This is a genomic window from Streptomyces sp. NPDC041124 (genome assembly GCF_055592385.1).
In genome coordinates this window covers 16,532-36,944 of sequence record NZ_JBVIYR010000012.1, presented here as the reverse complement: position 1 = coordinate 36,944, position 20,413 = coordinate 16,532, and the positions used below count along the sequence as shown (strand labels likewise).

The 20,413-nt window shown below is 72.0% G+C and carries 16 protein-coding genes; 12 read left to right on the top strand and 4 right to left on the bottom strand.

All coding sequences use genetic code 11. The features are described from left to right. Positions 1 to 139: 139 nt before the first annotated feature. The 10 genes from ACZ6A9_RS28305 to narI all read left to right on the top strand — a co-directional run bounded on the left by ACZ6A9_RS28305 (position 140) and on the right by narI (position 13,352). Complete coding sequence (locus ACZ6A9_RS28305; protein ID WP_468990885.1) at positions 140 to 445, top strand: FeoA family protein; 306 nt, start codon at positions 140 to 142, stop codon at positions 443 to 445. Beyond that, a complete protein-coding gene (gene feoB / locus ACZ6A9_RS28300; protein WP_468990882.1) occupies positions 442 to 2,391 on the top strand; it encodes a ferrous iron transporter B in 1,950 nt (649 codons plus the stop codon). Before ACZ6A9_RS28305 ends, feoB begins: the two co-directional genes overlap by 4 nt. A 7-nt stretch (positions 2,392 to 2,398) precedes the next feature. Beyond that, a complete protein-coding gene (locus tag ACZ6A9_RS28295) occupies positions 2,399 to 2,980 on the top strand; it encodes a NifU family protein (RefSeq protein ID WP_468990879.1) in 582 nt (193 codons plus the stop codon). 364 nt (positions 2,981 to 3,344) lie between these two features. Next, positions 3,345 to 4,382, top strand: a complete 1,038-nt coding sequence (locus tag ACZ6A9_RS28290) for an Acg family FMN-binding oxidoreductase (RefSeq protein WP_468990876.1) — start codon at positions 3,345 to 3,347, stop codon at positions 4,380 to 4,382. Positions 4,383 to 4,505: 123 nt separating this feature from the next. Then, the gene (locus ACZ6A9_RS28285; RefSeq protein WP_468990873.1) at positions 4,506 to 5,753 is read left to right on the top strand and encodes an MFS transporter; all 1,248 of its coding nucleotides are present in this window, start codon (positions 4,506 to 4,508) and stop codon (positions 5,751 to 5,753) included. A 30-nt stretch (positions 5,754 to 5,783) separates the two neighbouring features. Continuing rightward, positions 5,784 to 6,257, top strand: coding sequence for a hemerythrin domain-containing protein (locus ACZ6A9_RS28280; protein ID WP_468990870.1), 474 nt, complete (start codon positions 5,784 to 5,786; stop codon positions 6,255 to 6,257). A 277-nt stretch (positions 6,258 to 6,534) separates the two neighbouring features. Further along, positions 6,535 to 10,221 carry a nitrate reductase subunit alpha gene (locus tag ACZ6A9_RS28275; protein WP_468991272.1) on the top strand — a complete coding sequence of 1,229 codons (3,687 nt, stop codon included), beginning with the start codon at positions 6,535 to 6,537 and terminating at the stop codon, positions 10,219 to 10,221. A gap of 1 nt (position 10,222) precedes the next feature. After that, positions 10,223 to 11,923 carry a nitrate reductase subunit beta gene (gene narH, locus ACZ6A9_RS28270; protein WP_468990867.1) on the top strand — a complete coding sequence of 567 codons (1,701 nt, stop codon included), beginning with the start codon at positions 10,223 to 10,225 and terminating at the stop codon, positions 11,921 to 11,923. Continuing rightward, positions 11,920 to 12,588 carry a nitrate reductase molybdenum cofactor assembly chaperone gene (gene narJ, locus ACZ6A9_RS28265; protein ID WP_468990864.1) on the top strand — a complete coding sequence of 223 codons (669 nt, stop codon included), beginning with the start codon at positions 11,920 to 11,922 and terminating at the stop codon, positions 12,586 to 12,588. Before narH ends, narJ begins: the two co-directional genes overlap by 4 nt. Beyond that, positions 12,585 to 13,352 (top strand): respiratory nitrate reductase subunit gamma, encoded by a 768-nt coding sequence (gene narI / locus ACZ6A9_RS28260; protein WP_468990862.1) that lies wholly within the window; start codon positions 12,585 to 12,587, stop codon positions 13,350 to 13,352. Before narJ ends, narI begins: the two co-directional genes overlap by 4 nt. Positions 13,353 to 13,401: 49 nt before the next feature. Here the strand turns inward: narI and ACZ6A9_RS28255 are convergent, their stop codons facing one another. Then, positions 13,402 to 14,604, bottom strand: coding sequence for a globin domain-containing protein (locus ACZ6A9_RS28255; protein WP_468990859.1), 1,203 nt, complete (start codon positions 14,602 to 14,604; stop codon positions 13,402 to 13,404). Between the two features lie 73 nt (positions 14,605 to 14,677). Next, the gene (locus tag ACZ6A9_RS28250; RefSeq protein ID WP_468990857.1) at positions 14,678 to 15,187 is read right to left on the bottom strand and encodes a nucleotide triphosphate diphosphatase NUDT15; all 510 of its coding nucleotides are present in this window, start codon (positions 15,185 to 15,187) and stop codon (positions 14,678 to 14,680) included. Between the two features lie 239 nt (positions 15,188 to 15,426). Here ACZ6A9_RS28250 and ACZ6A9_RS28245 point away from each other — a divergent pair, with 239 nt between their 5' ends. Both ACZ6A9_RS28245 and ACZ6A9_RS28240 read left to right on the top strand, forming a co-directional pair. Further along, a complete protein-coding gene (locus tag ACZ6A9_RS28245; protein ID WP_468990853.1) occupies positions 15,427 to 16,932 on the top strand; it encodes a PTS transporter subunit EIIC in 1,506 nt (501 codons plus the stop codon). 674 nt (positions 16,933 to 17,606) lie between these two features. Continuing rightward, positions 17,607 to 18,473, top strand: coding sequence for an endonuclease/exonuclease/phosphatase family protein (locus ACZ6A9_RS28240; RefSeq protein ID WP_468990850.1), 867 nt, complete (start codon positions 17,607 to 17,609; stop codon positions 18,471 to 18,473). Positions 18,474 to 18,480: 7 nt separating this feature from the next. Here the strand turns inward: ACZ6A9_RS28240 and ACZ6A9_RS28235 are convergent, their stop codons facing one another. After that, entirely contained in the window at positions 18,481 to 18,813 is a 333-nt protein-coding gene (locus ACZ6A9_RS28235) for a putative quinol monooxygenase (protein WP_468990847.1), read from the bottom strand. After that, positions 18,810 to 20,375: an MFS transporter gene (locus ACZ6A9_RS28230; RefSeq protein ID WP_468990842.1), complete on the bottom strand. Its 1,566-nt coding sequence runs from the start codon at positions 20,373 to 20,375 to the stop codon at positions 18,810 to 18,812. The genes ACZ6A9_RS28235 and ACZ6A9_RS28230 overlap by 4 nt, the downstream gene beginning before the upstream one ends. Positions 20,376 to 20,413: the final 38 nt, after the last annotated feature.

Here is a 20,413-nt window from a genome sequence, read left to right as displayed (position 1 = left end):
CCCTTAAGGCTGAAAGGGCCGAACGGCCCCGGTCCGGGGCCCACCGCCCCAGCGCCTCACCGGTAAGGCAAGGCTAACTTGACCTTTGGTTGATCCTTCGCCGAGCGGCCGCGCTCGGCGCGATGGGGCGGAGACACGCATGGACGGCAGAGACAGGGCGCGCGCAAGGGTGGGCGACGGGACGGACACCGCCGCAACCCCACGACCGCGCTCCTTGGCGGAGCTGGCACCTGGAGCCCGTGCCGTGGTGAGCGAGGTCGCCGACGGCGGGGATCCGGCCGTTGTCCGCAGGCTGCACGACCTCGGATTTACCCCTGGCGCGGTCGTGGAGGTGCTACGCAGGGCGCCCTTGCGCCAGCCCGTGCTGTACCGGATCAAGGACTACGAGGTGTGCCTGCGGCGGGAGCAGGCGGAGCGCGTGCACGTCACCGGGGCCGAGCGGTGAGCACGGGCTGCCACGACGCCTCCGGCGCCCGCGCGACCTCGTCCGGGGCGCCACGGATCGCCCTGGTCGGCGCTCCCAACTCGGGGAAGACCAGCGTCTTCAACGGCCTCACCGGCCTGCGCGCCAAGACGGGCAACTACCCCGGGGTGACCGTGTCCCGGTTCGTGGGGACCGCCCGGACGGGCCACCTGCGGTACCTGGTCGAGGACCTGCCGGGAACCTACGGTCTGGACCCGGTCAGTCCGGACGAGCAGATCACCGTCGACATCCTGGAGGGACGGCTGGAGGGAGCGGACCGGCCGGACGCGCTGCTGGTCGTGGTCGACGCCACGACGCTCCGTCGCTCCCTCGGCTTCGTCGCCCAGGTCCTGGCCCGGGGCCTGCCGGCCTGCGTGGTGGTGACGTTCACGGACGAACTCGCCCGCCGTCAGGGCCGCGTCGACGTCGACGCGCTCGCACAGGCGCTCGGCGTGCCCGCCCTGCCCGTGGTCGGCCACCGAGGGCTGGGCATCGCGCAGCTGCGCGAGCGGCTCGCCGGCTGGCACACCTGGCAGACACCGGCCGTGCCCCCGCCCACCGAGCCGGGCGAGACGGACGCCTGGGCGGAATCGGTCCTGGCCTTCGCCGGCTACCGGCCCCCCGAACGCCACCGGGTCACCCGGCGCGTGGACGCGGTACTGCTGCATCCGGTGTGGGGGACGGCGGTCTTCCTCGCGGTGATGGTGCTGTTCTTCCAGACCGTCTTCACCGTCGCCGCTCCGCTGCAGGACCGGGTGGAGTCGCTGTTCGCGTGGCTGTCGGGCCAGGTGCACGCCCACGTCGGCGCCGAGTGGCTGTCCGGGCTGCTGGGTGACGCCCTCATCGGCGGCGTCGGCGGCGTGCTGGTGTTCGTTCCGCAGATCGTGCTGCTGTTCCTGCTCCTGGCCCTCCTGGAGGGCGTGGGCTACCTGCCGCGAGCCGCGTTCCTGATGGACCGGGTCATGGCCCGTTTCGGGCTCGAGGGCCGGGCCTTCGTGGCGCTGCTGTCGTCCTTCGCCTGCGCGATCCCCGGGATCATGGCCACCCGCACACTGCCCTCGGCCAGGGACCGTCTGGCCACGATGATGGCCGCCCCGCTGATGACCTGCTCGGCGCGGCTACCGGTCTACGTCCTGCTCATCGGCCTGCTGGTCGACCCTTCCGTCAAGGCCGGCCCGTTCGGTGCGCAGGGCCTGGTCATGTTCGGCCTGTACCTGCTGGGCGCCGTCTCGGCGATGCTGGCCGCCTGGGCGTTCAAGAAGCTGGGCGACCGCCACGGCCGGCCGGTGCCGTTCTTCATGGAGCTGCCTCCTTACCGGCTGCCCGCCCCGCGCGCGGTTCTGGTGGCGATGTGGTCCTCCGCGCGTGCCTTCCTGCGCAAGTGCACGACCGTCATCGTCGCCACCAGCGTCCTGCTGTGGGTGCTGCTGAATCTGCCACTCCCCACGGCCGCGCAGATGAGCGCGGCAGGCGTCGACACCACCGACTCCGTCGCCGTGTCCGCCTACACCGTCGACCACAGCTACGCCGCCGGACTGGGCCGCCTGGTCGCCCCCGTCTTCGAGCCACTGGGCTTCGACTGGCGCATCAACATCGGGGTGCTGTCGGCGCAGGGTGCCCGGGAGACCTTCGTCGCCACCCTCGGACAGGTCGCCGCCGCCGAGGACCCCGAACAGCCGGCGCAGGCCCTCGAGGCCATGACCCACTCCAGCGGGCCGCGTGCCGGGGAACCGGTGTTCACGGCGCCCACCGTCGCCGCGCTGCTGGTCTACTTCGTCTACGCGCTGCAGTGCATGGCCACGGTGGCCGTCCTGCGCCGGGAAACCGGTACCTGGAGATGGCCGGCGATCGCCCTTACCTACCTGACCGTCCTGGCCTGGCTCATGGCCTACCTGGCCCGCACGGTCGCGGTCCTGGTGGGCGGGTGAGCCGGCCGTGATCCCCCTGCACCCGCAGCAGGTCCCGGGCAGGCCCGACCGGCTGCGCTGGATCACTCCCGCCGACGCCGTCACCGGCACCGGCCCGCTCTCCGAGGTACCGGCGCCGCTGGCCGCGCTGCTGGGCGACGGAACCCTCACCCGGATCGAGCTGGAACCCGCGGCTGTCGTCACCTGTCTGGGCGAGGGCCGCACGTGGTACGAGGAAGGTGCCCGGGTGCGTACGGCACTCCACGCCGCACTCGACGCCCGGCCCCTGGCCGCGGGCACGGACCGTGACCACGACGACGCGCTGCTGCACCGGGTGGCATGCGAGGTCCTCGACGGGGAGGTGGGGGACTTCGCCCGGTCCCACGGCGGCACGATCGACCTCCTCGGCGTGCGCGACGGTGTGGTCACGGTCCGTCTCGGCGGAGCCTGCCACGGGTGTCCCGCCTCCTGGATCACGCTGCACCAGCGCCTGGAACGGGCACTGCGCCGACGCCACCCTGGTGTGCTGGCGGTCCGCAACGCCACGTCGCCGGGGGGTCCCGGCCCGCGCAGGGCATGTGTACGGTTCCGTGGCTCCGAATCCACCTGACCGGTCGTGTCACCCGCTGGACGACACCCGCTCGACGCGCTGCCGACGGAGGCTGGTACCGCCGTCGGCGGACCCCTCCTCCCCGCACACGAGCCGAGGGAGCCGGTCCCGGCCTTTCCCGGACGCCCACCGGAACCACCTCCACGCGGTACCGAAACTAAACTGAGGAAGGCGGGCCTCAACACAGGGACGGCGGATGCGGGTCCCTCTCCTCCGGCGTGGAACCGCCGGGCAGGCGGGCGTGGGGTCGCTCGGCGCCGGGTGAGGGCCGAGTGGCCCTCGTCACGTACCCGGGCGCGGCGCAGGGTGGAGGCAAGGGCGGCTCTCCCGCGTACCGGAGGCTCCCGGAGGGTGAGGAGCAACGATGCACATCGACAAGATCGACGCCCTGGCGCTGGAGACGCTGCTGGCCGCGGCGGTGGCGGCACCGTCGATCCACAACACACAGCCCTGGCGTTTCGGCTTCGACCTGAGCACCCGGTCGGTCACGGTCCACGCGGACCGCAGCCGCGGGCTCGCGCTGGCGGACCCCTGCGGGCGCGCCCTGCATCTGTCCGCCGGTACGGCGGTGTTCAACCTGCGGGTCGCGGCGGCCCACCTCGGCTGGCAGCCCGTCACTCACCTGTTGCCGGACCCGTACGACCCCGACCTGCTCGCCACCGTGCGGCTGACCGTCCCCGCCGCGGGGCCGCCCGCCTACCGCTCGCTGTACGCGGCCGTGTCCCGGCGCCACTCCAGCCGGATGCCGTTCACCGGCCGCCCGGTGCCGGAGCCGGTCGTCGCCGGCCTGATGGGCGCCGCCAGGGCCGAGAGCGCGCACCTCTACGTCCCCGACATCGTCCGCACGCGCCGTCTGCTGCGGGTGACGTCGGCGGCCGAGCTGCGCAACACCGAGGACACGGCGCGCACCGCCGAGAGCCGCGCCTGGATCGCGCGGCCCGGGTCGAGCCAGTACGGGATACCCGCCACCACGACCCGCCCGCTGGACGCCGCCGGACGCATGCCCATGCGCGACTTCACCGGACGGCCGCCCGTGCCCGGGCGACCTCGGCTGCGGTTCGAACGGCACCCCCAGGTCGCCCTGCTGTGGACCGTCGGCGACCGGCCGCGCGACTGGCTGCTGGCGGGACAGGCACTCGAACGCGTTCTGCTGGTGGCCACCGCGCACGGCGTGCGGACCTCGCTGCTGCACCAGGCGATGGAATGGCCCGACCTGCGGGCGGCGATGCGGGCCCCGTCCACCAAGTGGTGCAGCCCTCAGGTGCTGATCCGGTTCGGTTACGGCCCCGAGGCCCAGGGCACTCTGACCCCGCGGGCTGCGGCCCGCCCGGCCGACCGGCGCGCGGGGCATGCCGACCGGACCCCGAACCCGGGACCGCCCGTCCCTGGCGACAGGGACTGACGGCCCTGCGCGCCACCGCGCCCCGCGCCCGATAGTGGACGTGGGAGGCCGGCACACAGCCCCGGTACCCGCGGCACCGACTGAGTCGGACGGGCCGCACCGCAAACAGGGAGGACGGACGGCATGCTCCAGCCGTCGAGCAAGGCGAATCGAGCTCCGGGACCCGGTCCGGCCGTGTCGGGCCGGGCCTGGCTGATGCTGGCCCTGGCCACCGTCGGTTTCGCCGTCAATTTCTGGGCCTGGGCACTGCTCAGTCCTCTGGCCCCCCGGTTGCAGGACTCCTTGGGGCTTTCATCGTTCCAGCAGTCGCTGCTGGTGGCCGTACCGGTGATCGTCGGCTCACTGGGCCGCATCCCGGTCGGTGCGCTCACCGACCGGTTCGGCGGGCGGACGATGTTCCCGCTGGTGTCCGTCGCCACCATCGTGCCCGTGCTCTACCTGGGCCTGGCCGGGCACTCCTCGTTCGCCGCGCTGCTGGTCGGCGGCTTCTTCCTCGGCATCGGGGGAACCGCCTTCGCCATCGGCGTGCCCTTCGTCAGCGCCTGGTTCCCGCCCGAGCGCCGTGGCCTGGCCATCGGCGTCTTCGGGGCCGGCATGGGCGGCACCGCGATCAGTGCCCTCACCACGGTGAAGCTGGTGGATGCCAACGGCATGGCCAACCCCTTCGTCATCACCGCCGCCGTGCTGGCCGTCTACGCGGTGGTCTCGGCCCTCGTGCTCCGCGACGCCCCGGGGCGCACCGTGCCCACCGAACCGCTGGCCCGCAGGCTCGGCGCCACCTTCCGGCTGAGCGTCACCTGGCAGGCGTCCGCCCTGTACGCGGTGGCGTTCGGCGGCTACGTCGCCTTCTCGGTCTACCTGCCCACCTACCTCAAGACGGGCTACGACCTCACTCAGGCGGACGCGGCCAACCGTATGGCGGGATTCGTGCTGCTGGCCGTGGCCATGCGACCGGTCGGCGGCTGGCTGTCGGACCGCGTCGGCCCCGTACGGGTACTGGGCGCATCCCTGGGCCTGGTCACCGTGGGCGCGTTCGTTCAGGCCTTCACCCCGGCCCTGGCGCCCGTCGGCACCATCGCGTTCCTGGCCATGGCCGCGGCTCTCGGCGCGGGCAGCGGCGCCGTCTTCGCCCTGGTGGCCCTGCTGGCCCCGGCGAACAAGGTCGGTTCGGTCACCGGCGTCGTCGGTGCCGCGGGCGGACTCGGCGGCTTCCTGCCCCCGCTGGTGATGGGCGCCCTGTACGGCGCGTACGGCTCCTACGCCCTCGGCCTGGCGCTGCTGGCCCTCGTGGCTGCCGCCGCACTCGCCTACACCGCCACCGCCGTCCGCCGCGGGATCGACCACCGCGTCCCCGCCGGCCGGTCGCACTGATCCGGCAACGCCCGAGAAGGAGGCAGGACCATGTGTGAGTACTGCGGCTGCCAGTCCGTCGCCGCGATCGGCGAACTCACCCGCGAGCACGACGAGGTGGTGAACCTGATCAGCCACGTCCGGGACGCCCACCGCGACGGGGACACCGCCCGGATGGCCGAACTGGCACGCCGCATCGGTGCCGTGCTCGAACCCCACACCGAGGTCGAGGAACACGGGCTCTTCCCCGCCCTCGCCGACGAGTTCCCCGAGCAGCTGGCCGCCCTCGAGGACGAACACCGCCGCGTCGAGGCCGTGCTGGCGGAGGCGGAGGGGGGCACACCGTCCGACCTCACCTGGCCGGACCGGCTGATCAGCATGCTCGACCTGCTGCGCCTGCACATCCTGAAGGAACAGGACGGTGTGTTCCCCGCCGCGCTGGCGGCGCTGTCCACCGAGCAGTGGGAGGCGGTCGAAGCGGTGCGCGCCCGCGCCGGCAACCGCGTGGAGCAGCCGGCCGGCTGACGCGGAGGCCGGCCGGATCACACGGAACCGGGCCCCTAGGGGCCCGGTTCCGTGTCTCGCCCGGAGTGAAAGGAGGGTACAAAGGGACTCGCGGCCAAAAAAGATGCACCGGTTCCGAATAACCTTCCGGTGATCAGGTAATGCGATCACATGCGTAGTACGGCCGGGACCCGGCGAGCACCACGGGCGCGCGAAGCGTCCGGGAAGGAGCGGCGCAGTGAGCACGGAGGCGAGCGCGACACCGGGAAGGGCGGGCCGGGGGAAGCAACCCCCGGGCATGGACGGTGAGGTCGCTCAGGCGCTGGTCGGCTCACGACGCTTCTTCACCCGGGCGGAGGTCTCCCAGGACCTGCGCTCGATGCACCGCAAGGGCGGCCGCCAGGCCGACGAGTTCTACCGCGACCGCTGGTCCCACGACAAGGTGGTGCGCTCCACCCACGGGGTGAACTGCACCGGCTCCTGTTCCTGGAAGGTGTACGTCAAGGACGGCATCATCACCTGGGAGGCCCAGCAGACCGACTACCCCTCCGTCGGCCCTGACCGCCCCGAGTACGAACCGCGCGGCTGCCCCCGGGGCGCGGCCTTCTCCTGGTACACCTACTCGCCGACCCGGGTCCGCTACCCCTACGTGCGGGGCGTGCTGCTGTCGATGTACCGGGAGGCCAAGGCCCGCCTCGGCGACCCGGTGGCGGCCTGGGCGGACATCGTCGACGACCCCGAGCGCTCCCGCCGCTACAAGCGCGCCCGCGGCAAGGGCGGCCTGGTGCGCGCGACGTGGGCGGAGGCGGCGGAGATGGCCGCCGCCGCGCATGTGCACACCATCAAGCGGTACGGACCGGACCGGCTGGCCGGGTTCTCCCCGATCCCCGCCATGTCGATGGTGTCCCACGCCGCCGGGGCCCGCTTCTACTCCCTGCTCGGCGGGGTGATGCTCTCCTTCTACGACTGGTACGCCGACCTGCCCGTCGCCTCGCCCCAGGTGTTCGGTGACCAGACCGACGTACCGGAGTCCGGGGACTGGTGGGACGCCGGATACCTGATCATGTGGGGTTCCAACCTGCCGGTGACCCGCACCCCGGACGCCCACTGGATGGCCGAGGCCCGCTACCGGGGGCAGAAGGTCGTCGCGGTCTCCCCGGACTACGCGGACAACGTGAAGTTCGCCGACGAGTGGCTGGCCGCGCAGCCCGGCACGGACGGCGCGCTGGCGATGGCCATGGGGCACGTGGTCCTCAAGGAGTTCTTCGTCGACCGGGAGACCCCCTACTTCCTCGACTACGTGCGACGGTTCACGGACCTGCCCTTCCTGGTCGCGCTCGACGAGAGCGCCGACGAGCCGGGCACGTACACGCCCGGCAAGTTCCTCACCGCCTCCGACCTGGGCGGCGAGCACGCACGGGCGGAACACGCCGAGTTCAGGACGGTGCTGCTGGACGAAGCCACCGGGGCGCCCGTCGTCCCGAACGGCACCCTCGGCGACCGCTTCGGCGAGTCCGGCGCCGGGAAGTGGAACCTCGACCTCGGTGACACCCGGCCCCTGCTGTCCGCCGAGGGCGGCGGCGAGCCGGGCGCCGTGGTGACGCTGCCCCGCTTCGACGCCCCGGACGGGCGAGCCGCACGGCTGCGGCGCGGAGTGCCGGTGCGCCGGGTGGCCGGACGACTGGTCACCACGGTGTACGACCTACTCCTCGCCCAGTACGGCGTGGCCCGCGAGGGCCTGCCCGGGAGCTGGCCCGCCGGCTACGACGACGCGAGCGAGCCGCACACCCCGGCCTGGCAGGCCTCGATCACCGGCGTGGACGCGGACCGGGCGGCGCGCATCGCCCGGGAGTTCGCCGCCAACGCCGAGGACTCACACGGCCGTTCGATGATCATCATGGGGGCGGGGACCAACCACTGGTTCCACTCCGACACCATCTACCGGGCGTTCCTGACCCTGACCACCCTGACCGGCTGCCAGGGTGTCAACGGCGGAGGCTGGGCGCACTACGTCGGCCAGGAGAAGGTCCGGCCGATCACCGGCTACTCCACGATCGCCACCGCCTCCGACTGGAACCGCCCCGCACGGCAGATGATCCAGACCGCCTACTGGTACCTGCACAGCGACCAGTTCCGCTACGACCCGTTCTCCGCCGACACCCTGGCCGCCGCGGGCGACGGCAGCGGACCGTTCGCCGGGAAGACCACGGCGGACGTCATCGCGGCCTCCGCCCGCATGGGCTGGATGCCCTCCTACCCGACCTTCGACCGCAACCCGCTGGACCTCACGGACGAGGCCGAACGCGAGGGCCGGGCACCGGCCGACCACGTGGTGGACGAACTCAAGGCGGGGCGCCTGAAGTTCGCCGGTGAGGACCCGGACGCCCCCGAGAACCACCCCCGGGTGCTCACCATCTGGCGGGCCAACCTGCTGGGCTCCTCCGCCAAGGGCAACGAGTACTTCCTCAAACACCTGCTGGGTACCGACTCCTCGGTGCGCGCCACCGAGGCCCCGCCCGACGCCCGACCCCGCGACGTGGTCTGGCACGACGAGGCCCCGGAGGGCAAGCTCGACCTGCTGCTCACCCTCGACTTCCGCATGACCAGCACCACCGTCTTCTCCGACATCGTGCTGCCCGCCGCGACCTGGTACGAGAAGTACGACCTGTCCAGCACGGACATGCACCCCTTCGTGCACTCCTTCAACCCGGCCATCGCCCCGCCCTGGCAGACCCGTACCGACTTCGACATCTTCCACACCCTCGCCAAGGAGTTCAGCCGTCAGGCGGCCGACCACCTCGGTGTGCGCAAGGACCTGGTGGCCGCGCCGCTGCTGCACGACACCCCCGACGAACTGGCCACCCCGCACGGCAGGGTCCGGGACTGGAAGGCGGGGGAGTGCGAGCCGGTGCCCGGCCGCACCATGCCGAAACTGATCACCGTCGAACGCGACTACGCCGCCGTCGCCGACAAGATGGGCGCCCTCGGCCCGCTGCTGGACACCCTGGGCGCCACCACCAAGGGCGTCACCTTCAAGGTCGAACGCGAACTCGATTATCTGCGGCACAAGAACGGCACCGTGCGCGGCGGCGCCGCCGACGGCCGCCCGTCGATCGCCCGCGACGCGCAGGCATGCGAGGCGATCCTCGCCCTGTCCGGCACCACCAACGGCCACCTCGCCACCCAGGGCTTCCACACCCTCGAAGCCCGCACCGGCACCCGGCTCGCGGACCTGGCCGCCGAGCACGAGGGCAAGCAGATCACCTTCGCCGACACCCAGGCGGCCCCGGTCCCGGTCATCACCTCGCCCGAGTGGTCCGGCTCGGAGACCGGCGGCCGGCGCTACTCGCCGTTCACCGTCAACGTCGAGCGGTCCAAGCCCTGGCACACTCTCACCGGCCGCCAGCACTTCTACCTCGACCACGACTGGATGACGGCCCTCGGCGAGCAACTGCCCGTCTACCGGCCTCCGCTGAACATGAACGCGCTCTTCGACGAGCCCCGCCTCGGCGAGACGGGCGAACTCGGCGTGACGGTGCGCTACCTGACCCCGCACAGCAAGTGGTCCATCCACTCCGAGTACCAGGACAACCTCTTCATGCTGTCCCTGTCCCGGGGCGGTCCGCACATCTGGATGAGCGTCCAGGACGCGGCGAAGGTGGGGGTGAGGGACAACGACTGGATCGAGGCGGTGAACCGCAACGGCGTCGTCGCCGCCCGCGCGGTGGTCTCGCACCGCATGCCCGAGGGCACCGTGTACATGTACCACGCCCAGGACCGGCTCATCGACGTGCCCCGCACCGAGACCACCGGCCGGCGCGGCGGCATCCACAACTCCCTGACCCGGCTGCTGATCAAACCCAGCCATCTCATCGGCGGCTACGCCCAGTTGAGCTATGCCTTCAACTATCTCGGCCCGACCGGCAACCAGCGCGACGAGGTGACGGTCATCCGCCGCCGTGCGAACCAGGAGGTGGAGTACTGAGATGCGCGTCATGGCCCAGATGGCGATGGTGATGAATCTCGACAAGTGCATCGGGTGCCACACCTGCTCGGTCACCTGCAAGCAGGCGTGGACCAACCGCACCGGCGTCGAGTACGTGTGGTTCAACAACGTGGAGACCCGCCCCGGTCAGGGATACCCGCGCCGTTACGAGGACCAGGAGCAGTGGCGCGGCGGCTGGGAGCTGAACAAGAAGGGCAGGCTCGCGCTCAAGGCGGGAGGCCGCTTCAAGAAGCTGATCACCATCTTCGCCAACCCCGTCCTGCCGTCGCTCGACGACTACTACGAGCCCTGGACGTACGACTACGAGACCCTGACCAACGCCCCGCTGCAGGAGCACACACCGGTCGCCCGGCCCAAGTCCCTCATCACCGGCAAGGACATGAAGATCTCCTGGTCGGCGAACTGGGACGACGACCTCGGCGGATCCTCCGAGCACGGCGACAAGGACGTCCTGCTCAACCAGGTCTCGGAGAAGATCAAGCTCGAGTTCGAGCAGACCTTCATGTTCTACCTGCCGCGCATCTGCGAGCACTGCCTCAACCCGTCCTGCGCGGCCTCCTGTCCCTCCGGCGCGATCTACAAGCGCGAGGAGGACGGCATCGTCCTGGTCGACCAGGACCGCTGCCGGGGCTGGCGCATGTGCATCACCGGCTGCCCGTACAAGAAGGTGTACTTCAACCACCGCACCGGCAAGGCCGAGAAGTGCACCTTCTGCTTCCCCCGCGTCGAGGTCGGCCTGCCCACCGTCTGCTCCGAGACCTGCGTCGGCCGGCTGCGCTACATCGGACTCGTCCTCTACGACGCCGACAAGGTGCTGGAAGCCGCCTCCACCCCCGACGACACCGGTCTGTACGAGGCCCAGCGGCAGGTCTTCCTCGACCCGAACGACCCCGAGGTGATCGCCGCGGCGGAGAAGGCGGACATCCCGCGGGACTGGATCGAGGCCGCCCAGCGCTCCCCGATCCACGCCCTGATCAACACGTACAAGGTGGCCCTGCCGCTGCACCCGGAGTACCGCACCATGCCCATGGTCTGGTACATCCCGCCGCTGTCCCCGGTCGTCGACGCCGTCCGCGACACCGGCCGGGACGCCGAGGACCACCGCAACCTCTTCGCCGCCGTCGACGCCCTGCGCATCCCCGTCGACTACCTCGCCCAGCTGTTCACCGCCGGCGACCCGGCACCCGTGGACGCCGTGCTGCGGCGCCTCGCCGCCATGCGCGCCTACATGCGCGACATCAACCTCGGCCGCGAACCGGACGCCTCCATCCCCGAGGCGGTCGGCATGGGCGAGGAGCAGATGTACGACATGTACCGGCTGCTCGCCCTCGCCAAGTACGACGAGCGCTACGTCATCCCCGCCGCCCACGCCGAACAGGCCCACAGCCTCGAGGAACTGGCCACCGAGTGCAGCCTCGACTACGAGGGCGGCCCCGGCATGGGGGGATCCGGTCCCTTCGGCGAGGCGTCCGGCGGCGCGGCGCCCGTCGCGGTGGAGAACTACCGCGCGCTGCGCGACCGCCAGCTCTCGGACACCCCGGCGGCCCCCGACGGCAAGGAGACCCGCGTCAACCTCCTCAACTGGGACGGCAAGGGCAGTCCGCCCGGCCTCTTCCCGCCCGGGAACGGCGACCGCCCGGACAGCCCCGACAGCGGCGGAGAGGTCGGACCGAAGCCATGAGGAACAAGCTCACACTCAGGCCCGCGCAGCGCGTCCAGCCCTGGCACACCTACGCCTGGCAGCTCCAGTCCCTGCTCCTGGGCTACCCGGACGAGAACCAGACGGCACACCTGTCGATGGCCCGGCGGGCGGCCCCCGCGCTGCCCGCCGAGGTGCGCGCACCCCTGCTCCGCTTCCTCGAGCAGGCCGAGGACACCGGCCCCGAGGCCCTGGCAGCCGCCTACGTGGCCACCTTCGACCACCGCAAACGCTGCTGCCCGTACCTCACCTACTACGCCCACGGCGACACCCGCAAACGGGGTCTGGCCCTGGTGCGCCTGAAGCAGACCTACGCCCGGGCCGGCTGGCGCCTCACCGACGACGAACTGCCCGACCACCTGGCGGTCGTCCTGGAGTTCGCCGCCACCGACCCGGCGACCGGCCTGCGCCTGCTCACCGAACACCGGGCCGGCCTGGAACTGCTGCGCCTGGCCCTCCGTGACGAGAAGTCGCCCTGGGCCGACCTGCTGAGCTCCGTCTCCGCGACCCTGCCCGCGCTCGGCGGCGACGAACGCGACGCCGTCGCCCGGCTCGCCGCCGAGGGCCCGCCGGAGGAACAGGTGGGCCTCGACCCCTACGCGCCGCCCCAGTACATGCCCGCCCCGTCCGCCGGAGGTCCCCGATGACCACGTCCCAGCAACACCTGGACCTGGCGGTGGAGTCCGGTACCGGAGGCATCCTGCTGTGGGTCGTACTGCCCTACGTCAGCCTCGCGGTGTTCGTCCTCGGTCACGTCTGGCGCTACCGCTACGACAAGTTCGGCTGGACCACCCGCTCCTCCCAGCTCTACGAACGCCGCCTGCTGCGCATCGGCAGCCCGCTGTTCCACTTCGGCATCCTCGTCGTGCTGCTCGGGCACATCGGCGGACTGCTCGTCCCCGAGAGCTGGACCGACGCCGCAGGCATCAGCGAGCACACCTACCACGTCGTCGCCGTCGTCCTCGGCACCATCGCCGGCGTCTGCACCCTCGGTGGTGTGGCCATCCTGATCTACCGGCGGCGCACCGTCGGCCCGGTCTTCTCGGCCACCACCCGCAACGACAAGGCCATGTACCTCTCGCTGACCCTGACCATCGTGCTCGGTCTGGCCGCGACCGTGGCCGCGAACATCGTCGGCGGGGGCTACAACTACCGGGAGACCATCTCCCCCTGGTTCCGCTCGATCTTCTACCTGCAGCCCGACCCGGACCTGATGACCGGCATTCCGGTCCTCTTCCAGCTCCACGCCCTGAGCGCCCTGCTGCTCTTCGCCGCGTGGCCCTTCACGCGGCTCGTCCACATGCTCACAGCGCCCCTGGGCTACCTCACGCGTCCCTACATCGTCTACCGCAGCCGCGACAGCCGGCTCGGCTCCCGCGCCCCCCAGCGCGGCTGGGAACGCATCCGCTGACAGGAAGGGGGGCGGGCCGCCCATCCGGCGGCCCGCCCCCTTCCGTGTGCTACTTGCTGAGCCAGAGGTCGGGACCGAACACCTCGTAGTGGATGTCCTTCGGCGCGACCCCCCGGGTGAGCAGGTCACCACGGACGGCCTGCATGAAGGGCAGCGGGCCGCACAGGAAGGCGGTGACGCCCTCGGGCAGGGCCAGCCCGGTGACGTCGGCCAGGCCCGTGCCGACGTGGGGTGCGGCGAGTCCTTCCGGCTGCTCGTACCACAGATGCAGGGTGCCGCCCGGGAGCCGGCTGACGAGGTCGTCCAGTTCCAGCCGGTGTGCGTGGTGGGCGGGGGAGCGGTCGGCGTGGACGACCGTGACCTGCCGCTCGGCCGAGGCGTTCGCCAGGTGGTCCAGCATCGACAGCATGGGCGTGATGCCGATGCCGGCCGAGGCGAGGAGCAGCGGGCCGTCGCCCTCGGGGAGTACGAGGTCACCGAAGGGCAGCGAGACCTTCACGATGTCGCCGGGGCGGGCATGGGCGTGCAGCCAGGACGACACCTCGCCCTCGGGGACCCGGCCGTCCACCGAGCGCTCCCGCTTGACGGTGATCCGCCACGACTTGCGGGCCGGGGCGGTGGAGAGGCTGTACTGGCGTATCTGCCTGGCCCCGTCGGGCAGTTCGACCTGCACGCTGACGTACTGGCCGGGAGCGAACGGCTCGGTGGGACGTCCGTCGGGCCGGCGCAGTTCGAAGGAGGCGGTGTCGAGGGACTCCTCGACGCGCTCCGCGATCTCCATGTCGTGCCAGACGGCGCCGTCCTCCACCCCGGCCCCCGCGTACAGCCGTGCCTCCATGGCGATGAGGGCGTTGGCCATGAGCCAGTACACCTCGTCCCAGGCGGCCCCCACCTCGGGCGTCACCGCGTCCCCCAGCACCTCGCCGACGGCGCCCATGAGGTGTCGCCCCACGAGGGTGTACTGGTCCGCCGTGATGCCGAGCGAGGCGTGCTTGTGGGCGATGCGTCCGAGGATCGCGTCGGGCCGCTCGCCGGGCCGTTCCACCAGCGTGGTGGCGAACGCGGCGACGGCGCCGGCGAGGGCTTCGCGCTGGGCGCCGCTGGCCTGGTTCCCGCGGTTGAAGAGGTCGCGCAGCAGCTCGGGGCGCTCCTCGAACATGCGGCGGTAGAACAGCTCGGTGATGGAGCTGAGGGAGGCCCCGACGGCCGGGAGGGTGGCCCGGACGACGGGGACCGACTGGGTGGAGAGCATGCGCCGGCTCCTTGCCTGGATGCTTCGGTGATCGCGGACCCCATCCTAGATAATTGGCATTAGGGATTCATATTTAGGAGTGTGTGATCTGTGCGACGTCACCGGCGACCCGGTAACGGCGCACCTCCGCCGCCCCGCGGGGAGTTGGCCCGGGCCACAGGCAGTCCAGGACCGAGGCGGTCGGAGCGAACAGCGCGGAGGGCACCTCCTCGCGCGCGAACCACTCCCAGCGCACGATCTTGTCCGGCTCGGTCACCCGGGGCGCCCCCACCGCTCCTTCGGTGACCGCCGCGGCCGTGACGCGGGTCAGCCCCCGGAGGCCGTCGACGGCAACCGCCATGACCCGTACGGCCGTCGCGGGCACCGTGAGTCCCGTCTCCTCCGCCAGCTCCCGTGCCGCGGCGGTCTCGAAGTCCTCCCCGGCGTCCACCTTGCCGCCGGGGAGCTCCCACCTCCCGTCGTGGCCGAGCCCGAGCAGGACGCGACCGCCCCGGTCGAGGACGGCCAGGCCGACTCCGGTCAGGCTCTGGGGCGTGGGGCGGGCGCGCTCGGGGCGCTCGGCGCCGTGTTCGTCGGTGTTCATGCCGCCATTCCACACGGTGCCGACACGGCCGGCCCCCACCGCCACCCGGGTGAGGCGCAGTCGGGCTTTCCCCGGCCGCGGCCGGCGCCCCCGTCGCCGGCGGATCTTGACGACCGCGGGCGCTGAAAATACCTTTCACCTCAGGCGAGATGCCCGAAAGAAAATTTCTACGCCGTACCCCACGACACCACAGCCGCCTGTCGAAAGAGCCCCACCTCACAGCAAGGCACGAGCGCATCATGAGCGACGAGAACAAGCATCACGCCACCGCCGCCGCCCTCCTCCCGCTGATCGGAGGCGCGGACAACGTGACCTCGGTGGCCCACTGCATGACCCGGCTGAGACTGGGACTGCGCGACCGGTCCCTGGTCCAGGACGAGCGACTCAAGGCGCTGCCGGCGGTCATGGGCGTCGTCGAGGACGACACGTACCAGATCGTGCTGGGGCCGGGCGCGGTCGCGCGGGTCACCCCGGAGTTCGAGGTCCTGGTCGAGGCGGAGCGGGCCGGGACCGGGCAGACTGCGGCGGACCCCGGAACGGGTCCGGTGACGGCGGAAGGCCTCGCGGCGCACGGTGCCGCGCTCAGGGCGGAACGCAAGGCGAAGAACGCCACACCGGTCAGACTGTTCCTGCGCCGTATCGCCGACATCTTCGTGCCCCTGATCCCCGCGCTCATCGGCTGCGGCATCATTGCGGGCCTGAACGGCCTCCTGGTCAACCTGCACTGGCTGCCCGCGATGACCCCGGCACTGGCGGCCATCGCCTCCGGGTTCATGGCGCTGATCACCGTGTTCGTCGGCTACAACACGGCCAAGGAGTTCGGCGGCACGCCCGTCCTCGGCGGCGCCGTCGCGTCGATCATCGTCTACGCGGGGGTCGCCGACGTGGAGGTGTTCGGCCGGCACCTCTCCCCGGGCCAGGGCGGTGTGCTCGGCGCGCTGGGCGCCGCGTGGCTCGCCGTGCGGGTGGAGAAGTGGTGCCGCCGCCGGGTGCCCGAGTCCGTCGACGTCCTGGTGACGCCCACCGTCACCGTGCTCCTGGCAGGGCTGGCGACCCTCTTCGGCCTGATGTTCCTCGCCGGCGAGGTCTCCGCCTGGATCGGTGACGCCGCCGACTGGCTGCTGACCCACGGTGGCGCGGGCGCCGGCTTCCTCCTCGGCGGTCTCTTCCTGCCCCTGGTGATGCTGGGTCTGCACCAGGCCCTGATCCCCATTCACACCACGCTGATCGAGGGGGCGGGCTTCACCGTCCTGCTGCCCGTCCTCGCGATGGCGGGCGCGGGGCAGGTCGGCGCCGCGATCGCGATCCACCTGCGCCTGCCCCGCAACACCTCCGTCCGCACCACGATCAAGTCGGCGCTCTGGCCAGGCTTCCTCGGAGTCGGGGAGCCCCTCATCTACGGCGTGTCCCTGCCCCTGGGCCGGCCGTTCGTCACCGCCTGTGCGGGCGGTGCCTTCGGCGGCGCGTTCGTCGGCCTCTTCAACCAGCTGGGCACGGATGTCGGCTCCACCGCGATCGGACCCTCGGGATGGGCGCTCTTCCCGCTCCTCGACGGCAGCCACGGCCTGGGACGGACGGTCGCCGTCTATGCCGCCGGGCTCTTCGTCGGCTACGTGGCGGGCTTCCTGGCGACCTACTTCTTCGGCTTCACGAAGACCATGCTCACGGACCTCAACGCGGAGCCGGACGCCCCCACGGCCACTCAGCCGCCCGCTCCAGCGGGCCGGGTGACCGAGAGGGTCTGAACGACGGCGCGAGGCTTGTCCGAATCGACCGGGAAGACGGCGGCGCGGCCCGGGTCACCTCGGGGGCATGGGTGTGCGTGGGACGGCGTGCGGTGAGGGGGCCCGGCACGGAGGCACCGGCCGCGGATCCGGTGCGACGGCCCCCCGTGCGACGTGTCGGGACGGCACCCGAGACGGTGAGGCGGCCCGGGGCCGAGCGAGCCGGCCCCGCCTAAGCAGCCGGTCGCGGTCCGCGCCCCGCCGGCGCGGACCATCACGCCCCAGCGGCACGACAACGTGGTGCCCGCGGGCTGCGGCCGGCCTGTGCCGAGAAGCGTCACCGGGACCTGCTGTCGGGCGGGCCCCGGCGTCCCCGTGGGCACGCCGGCCACGTGCGCCCCGCGCTCCTCACCGCGCCGTGCGCCACGAGGGAGCACCGTCCGCGCCGTCACCGACTGCACCCCCGCCGGCGAGCGGTTCCCGGGCGTCGAGGGCTCAGCGGATCGCCGTACCGTGCCGCGACGCCCCGCCCACGGGAGCCTGCCGTGACCGGAGTCGGGCCCCGGGCACCGGGGTTCGTGGCGAAGCCCGGTGGGCGTGGAGCACCTGTGCTTCCATTCTGCGGGTGACCGGACACCCGGTCGCTCAGCCCGACCGCTCGGAACCGTCCCACCCCGACGCGACCTGGAGAAGGCATGCCCAGATTCCGACGCCCCGCCCGTGCCACCGCCGCACTCGCCACCGTGCTGCTGGCCACGGCGGCCCCCGCGACAGCGGGGGCCGCCGGAGCCCCCGGCTCCCCGGCCCCCGCGGTCCCGCTGCGGGTGGCGACGTACAACATCCACGCCGGGGCGGGACAGGACCAGGTCTTCGACCTCGACCGCACCGCGGACGCCCTGAGCGCTCTGCACGCCGACGTGATCGGCCTCCAGGAGGTCGACGTGCACTGGGGCGCCCGGAGCGAGTTCGCCGACGAGGCGCGCGCGCTGGCCGAGAAGCTCCGCATGCGGGTGTTCTTCGCCCCGATCTACGACCTCGAACCCGCCGGCCAGGACGGCGAACGCCGGCAGTACGGCGTCGCGGTGCTGAGCCGCCACCCGGTGCTTCGCGCGGAGAACCACGAGATCACCCGGCTCTCCACCCAGTCGCCCGACCCGGTGCCGGCTCCGGCTCCCGGCTTCGCCGAAGTGGTGGTCGACGTGCGGGGCACACGGGTGCACGTCTACTCCACGCACCTCGACCACCGGGCCGACCCCTCCGTCCGCGCCGCCCAAGTGGCGGACATGCTCGCCGTGCTGTCCGAGGACCGCGGGCCGAAGGTCCTCGTCGGCGACTTCAACGCCGAGCCCGGCGCACCCGAGTTGGCGCCGCTGTGGCACCGGCTGCGCGACGCCGCGCCCGACGCGGGCGACACCTATCCGGCGGCCGGTCCGGTCAAGCGCATCGACCTGGTCACCGTCTCACCCGGCATCGGGGTGAGAGGTGCCCGCACCGTGGCGACGGAGGCGTCCGACCACCGGCCGGTGGTCACGGACCTGAGGGTGCCGCGGCACGGGCACTGAGACCGGTTCACTCCTGCCCGGACACGCTCATCTCGCCCAGCTCCGACCAGTCGTCCTGCGGGACCGACGCGTTGACGATCCGTGGTGTCGCGGCCAGGTGCGGCGGCAGGTTCCGCTGTGCCGTCCGGAAGTGCTCCGACCGCACATGGGCGGCGCCCGCCTCCTCGTCGCGGAAGGCCTCGACCAGGACGTACTCCGTCGGATCCTCGACACTGCGGGACCAGTCGAACCACAGGCAGCCCGGCTCCGCACGGGTCGCCGCGGTGAAGTCCGCGGCGATCCGCGGCCACTGGTCGGCGTCCTCGGGACGGACCGGGAACCTGGCGGTGATGAAGATCATCGGTCTCCTTCCTCACTCCGGACCGGCACCGCGTCGCCCTGGAGGCGCTGCAGGTCGGAGGGGCGCACCTGAATGGCCAGTACGGCGATCAGCGCGGCCACCGCGGCGAACACGGCCGCCGTGACGAACGCGGCGGAGACACCCGCGGTCAACACCTCGTCCGCCCAGGGCGCCGGCAGCTCCCCGGTGCGCCGGAACTGCAGGCGCTCGGCGGGGGTGGCCTGCTGCAGGAACCGCGGGACCTGTTCCTCCGCCTCGTTGCCGCTCGCCGTGCCGTACATCGTGACCAGGATGGACAGGCCGAGCGAGCCCCCGACCTGCTGGGTGGCGTTGAGCAGTCCGGAGGCGGCCCCCGTCTCCCGGACGGCGACGTTCGACAGCGCCATGAGCGTCAGCGACACGAACTCCATGCCCATGCCGAGGCTGAACACCAGCATCGGACCGAGGACACTGCCCGCGTACGTGGAGTCGACGTCGGTCAGGGTCAGCCAGCCCAGACCCGCCGCGGCGAGGAGGCCGCCCACCACCATGAAGGGTTTGGGCCCGTACACGGGCAGGAACCGCGAGGCGAGCCCCGCGCCGATCGCGATGACCACGCTGACCGGCAGGAAGGCGAGCCCCGCGCGCAGCGGGCTGAAGTCCAGCACGTTCTGCACGTAGAGCGTCAGGAAGAAGAACATGCCGAACATCGCCGCGGCCAGGCACAGCATGATGCCGTACGTGCCCGCCCGGTTCCGGTCCGCGAACATGTGCAGCGGAGTGATCGGCTGCCGGGACCTCCGCTCGACCAGTACGAACAGGGCGAGGATGACGACGGCAGCCGCGAACGAGACCAGGGTGAGGGTGTCCCTCCACCCGTCCTGGGCGGCCCTGATGAACCCGTACACCAGCAGCACCATGCCGGCGGTGGAGGTCAGGGCGCCGGTGATGTCGAAGCGGCCCGGATGGCGCTGGGACTCCTTGATGTAGCGCGGCGTGGCGAGGGCGATGAGGAGCCCGATCGGGACGTTCACGAAGAGCACCCACCGCCAGTTCAGCCACTCGACCAGCATGCCGCCGGCGAGGAGTCCGATCGCGCCGCCGCCCGCCGACACGGCGGCGAACACCCCGAAGGCCCGGTTGCGCTCCGGTCCCTCGCGGAAGGTGGTGCTGATGAGGGCGAGGGACGTGGGCGAGGCGATGGCGCCTCCGACGCCCTGCAGGGCGCGCGCGGCCAGCAGTTGGCCGGGGCTCTGGGCGAGCCCGCCGAGCAGGGACGCCAGCACGAACAGCAGCACACCGAAGACGAAGACGCGCCGTCTGCCGAGGATGTCGCCGGCCCGGCCGCCGAGCAGCAGCAGCCCGCCGAAGGTGAGTGTGTAGGCGTTGACCACCCAGGACAGACTGGTGGTCGAGAAGTCCAGGGAGCGCTGGATGTCCGGAAGCGCTATGTTCACGATGGTGATGTCCAGCACCACCATCAGCTGACAGGAAGCGATGACCAGCAGGGCCATCGCGTTCCCGCCGCCGCTGTCACGGGTGGTGTGCTGCGGCGCGGAGGTGGGACGGGGTCGACTGGTCATGCGGGGTCGCCCTTTCGGGAAGCCACCGTTCGACCGTA

What these genes read in the sequence shown, in the direction of transcription:
- ACZ6A9_RS28305 (WP_468990885.1), top strand. Translation starts at nt 140, where the DNA reads ATGGACGGCAGAGACAGGGCGCGCGCAAGGGTGGGCGACGGGACGGAC.
- ACZ6A9_RS28255 (WP_468990859.1), bottom strand. Translation starts at nt 14,604, where the DNA reads ATGCTCTCCACCCAGTCGGTCCCCGTCGTCCGGGCCACCCTCCCGGCC.
- narI (WP_468990862.1), top strand. Translation starts at nt 12,585, where the DNA reads ATGACCACGTCCCAGCAACACCTGGACCTGGCGGTGGAGTCCGGTACC.
- narH (WP_468990867.1), top strand. Translation starts at nt 10,223, where the DNA reads ATGCGCGTCATGGCCCAGATGGCGATGGTGATGAATCTCGACAAGTGC.
- ACZ6A9_RS28275 (WP_468991272.1), top strand. Translation starts at nt 6,535, where the DNA reads ATGGACGGTGAGGTCGCTCAGGCGCTGGTCGGCTCACGACGCTTCTTC.
- ACZ6A9_RS28285 (WP_468990873.1), top strand. Translation starts at nt 4,506, where the DNA reads ATGCTCCAGCCGTCGAGCAAGGCGAATCGAGCTCCGGGACCCGGTCCG.
- ACZ6A9_RS28240 (WP_468990850.1), top strand. Translation starts at nt 17,607, where the DNA reads ATGCCCAGATTCCGACGCCCCGCCCGTGCCACCGCCGCACTCGCCACC.
- ACZ6A9_RS28230 (WP_468990842.1), bottom strand. Translation starts at nt 20,375, where the DNA reads ATGACCAGTCGACCCCGTCCCACCTCCGCGCCGCAGCACACCACCCGT.
- ACZ6A9_RS28245 (WP_468990853.1), top strand. Translation starts at nt 15,427, where the DNA reads ATGAGCGACGAGAACAAGCATCACGCCACCGCCGCCGCCCTCCTCCCG.
- narJ (WP_468990864.1), top strand. Translation starts at nt 11,920, where the DNA reads ATGAGGAACAAGCTCACACTCAGGCCCGCGCAGCGCGTCCAGCCCTGG.
- ACZ6A9_RS28290 (WP_468990876.1), top strand. Translation starts at nt 3,345, where the DNA reads ATGCACATCGACAAGATCGACGCCCTGGCGCTGGAGACGCTGCTGGCC.
- ACZ6A9_RS28235 (WP_468990847.1), bottom strand. Translation starts at nt 18,813, where the DNA reads ATGATCTTCATCACCGCCAGGTTCCCGGTCCGTCCCGAGGACGCCGAC.
- ACZ6A9_RS28280 (WP_468990870.1), top strand. Translation starts at nt 5,784, where the DNA reads ATGTGTGAGTACTGCGGCTGCCAGTCCGTCGCCGCGATCGGCGAACTC.
- ACZ6A9_RS28250 (WP_468990857.1), bottom strand. Translation starts at nt 15,187, where the DNA reads ATGAACACCGACGAACACGGCGCCGAGCGCCCCGAGCGCGCCCGCCCC.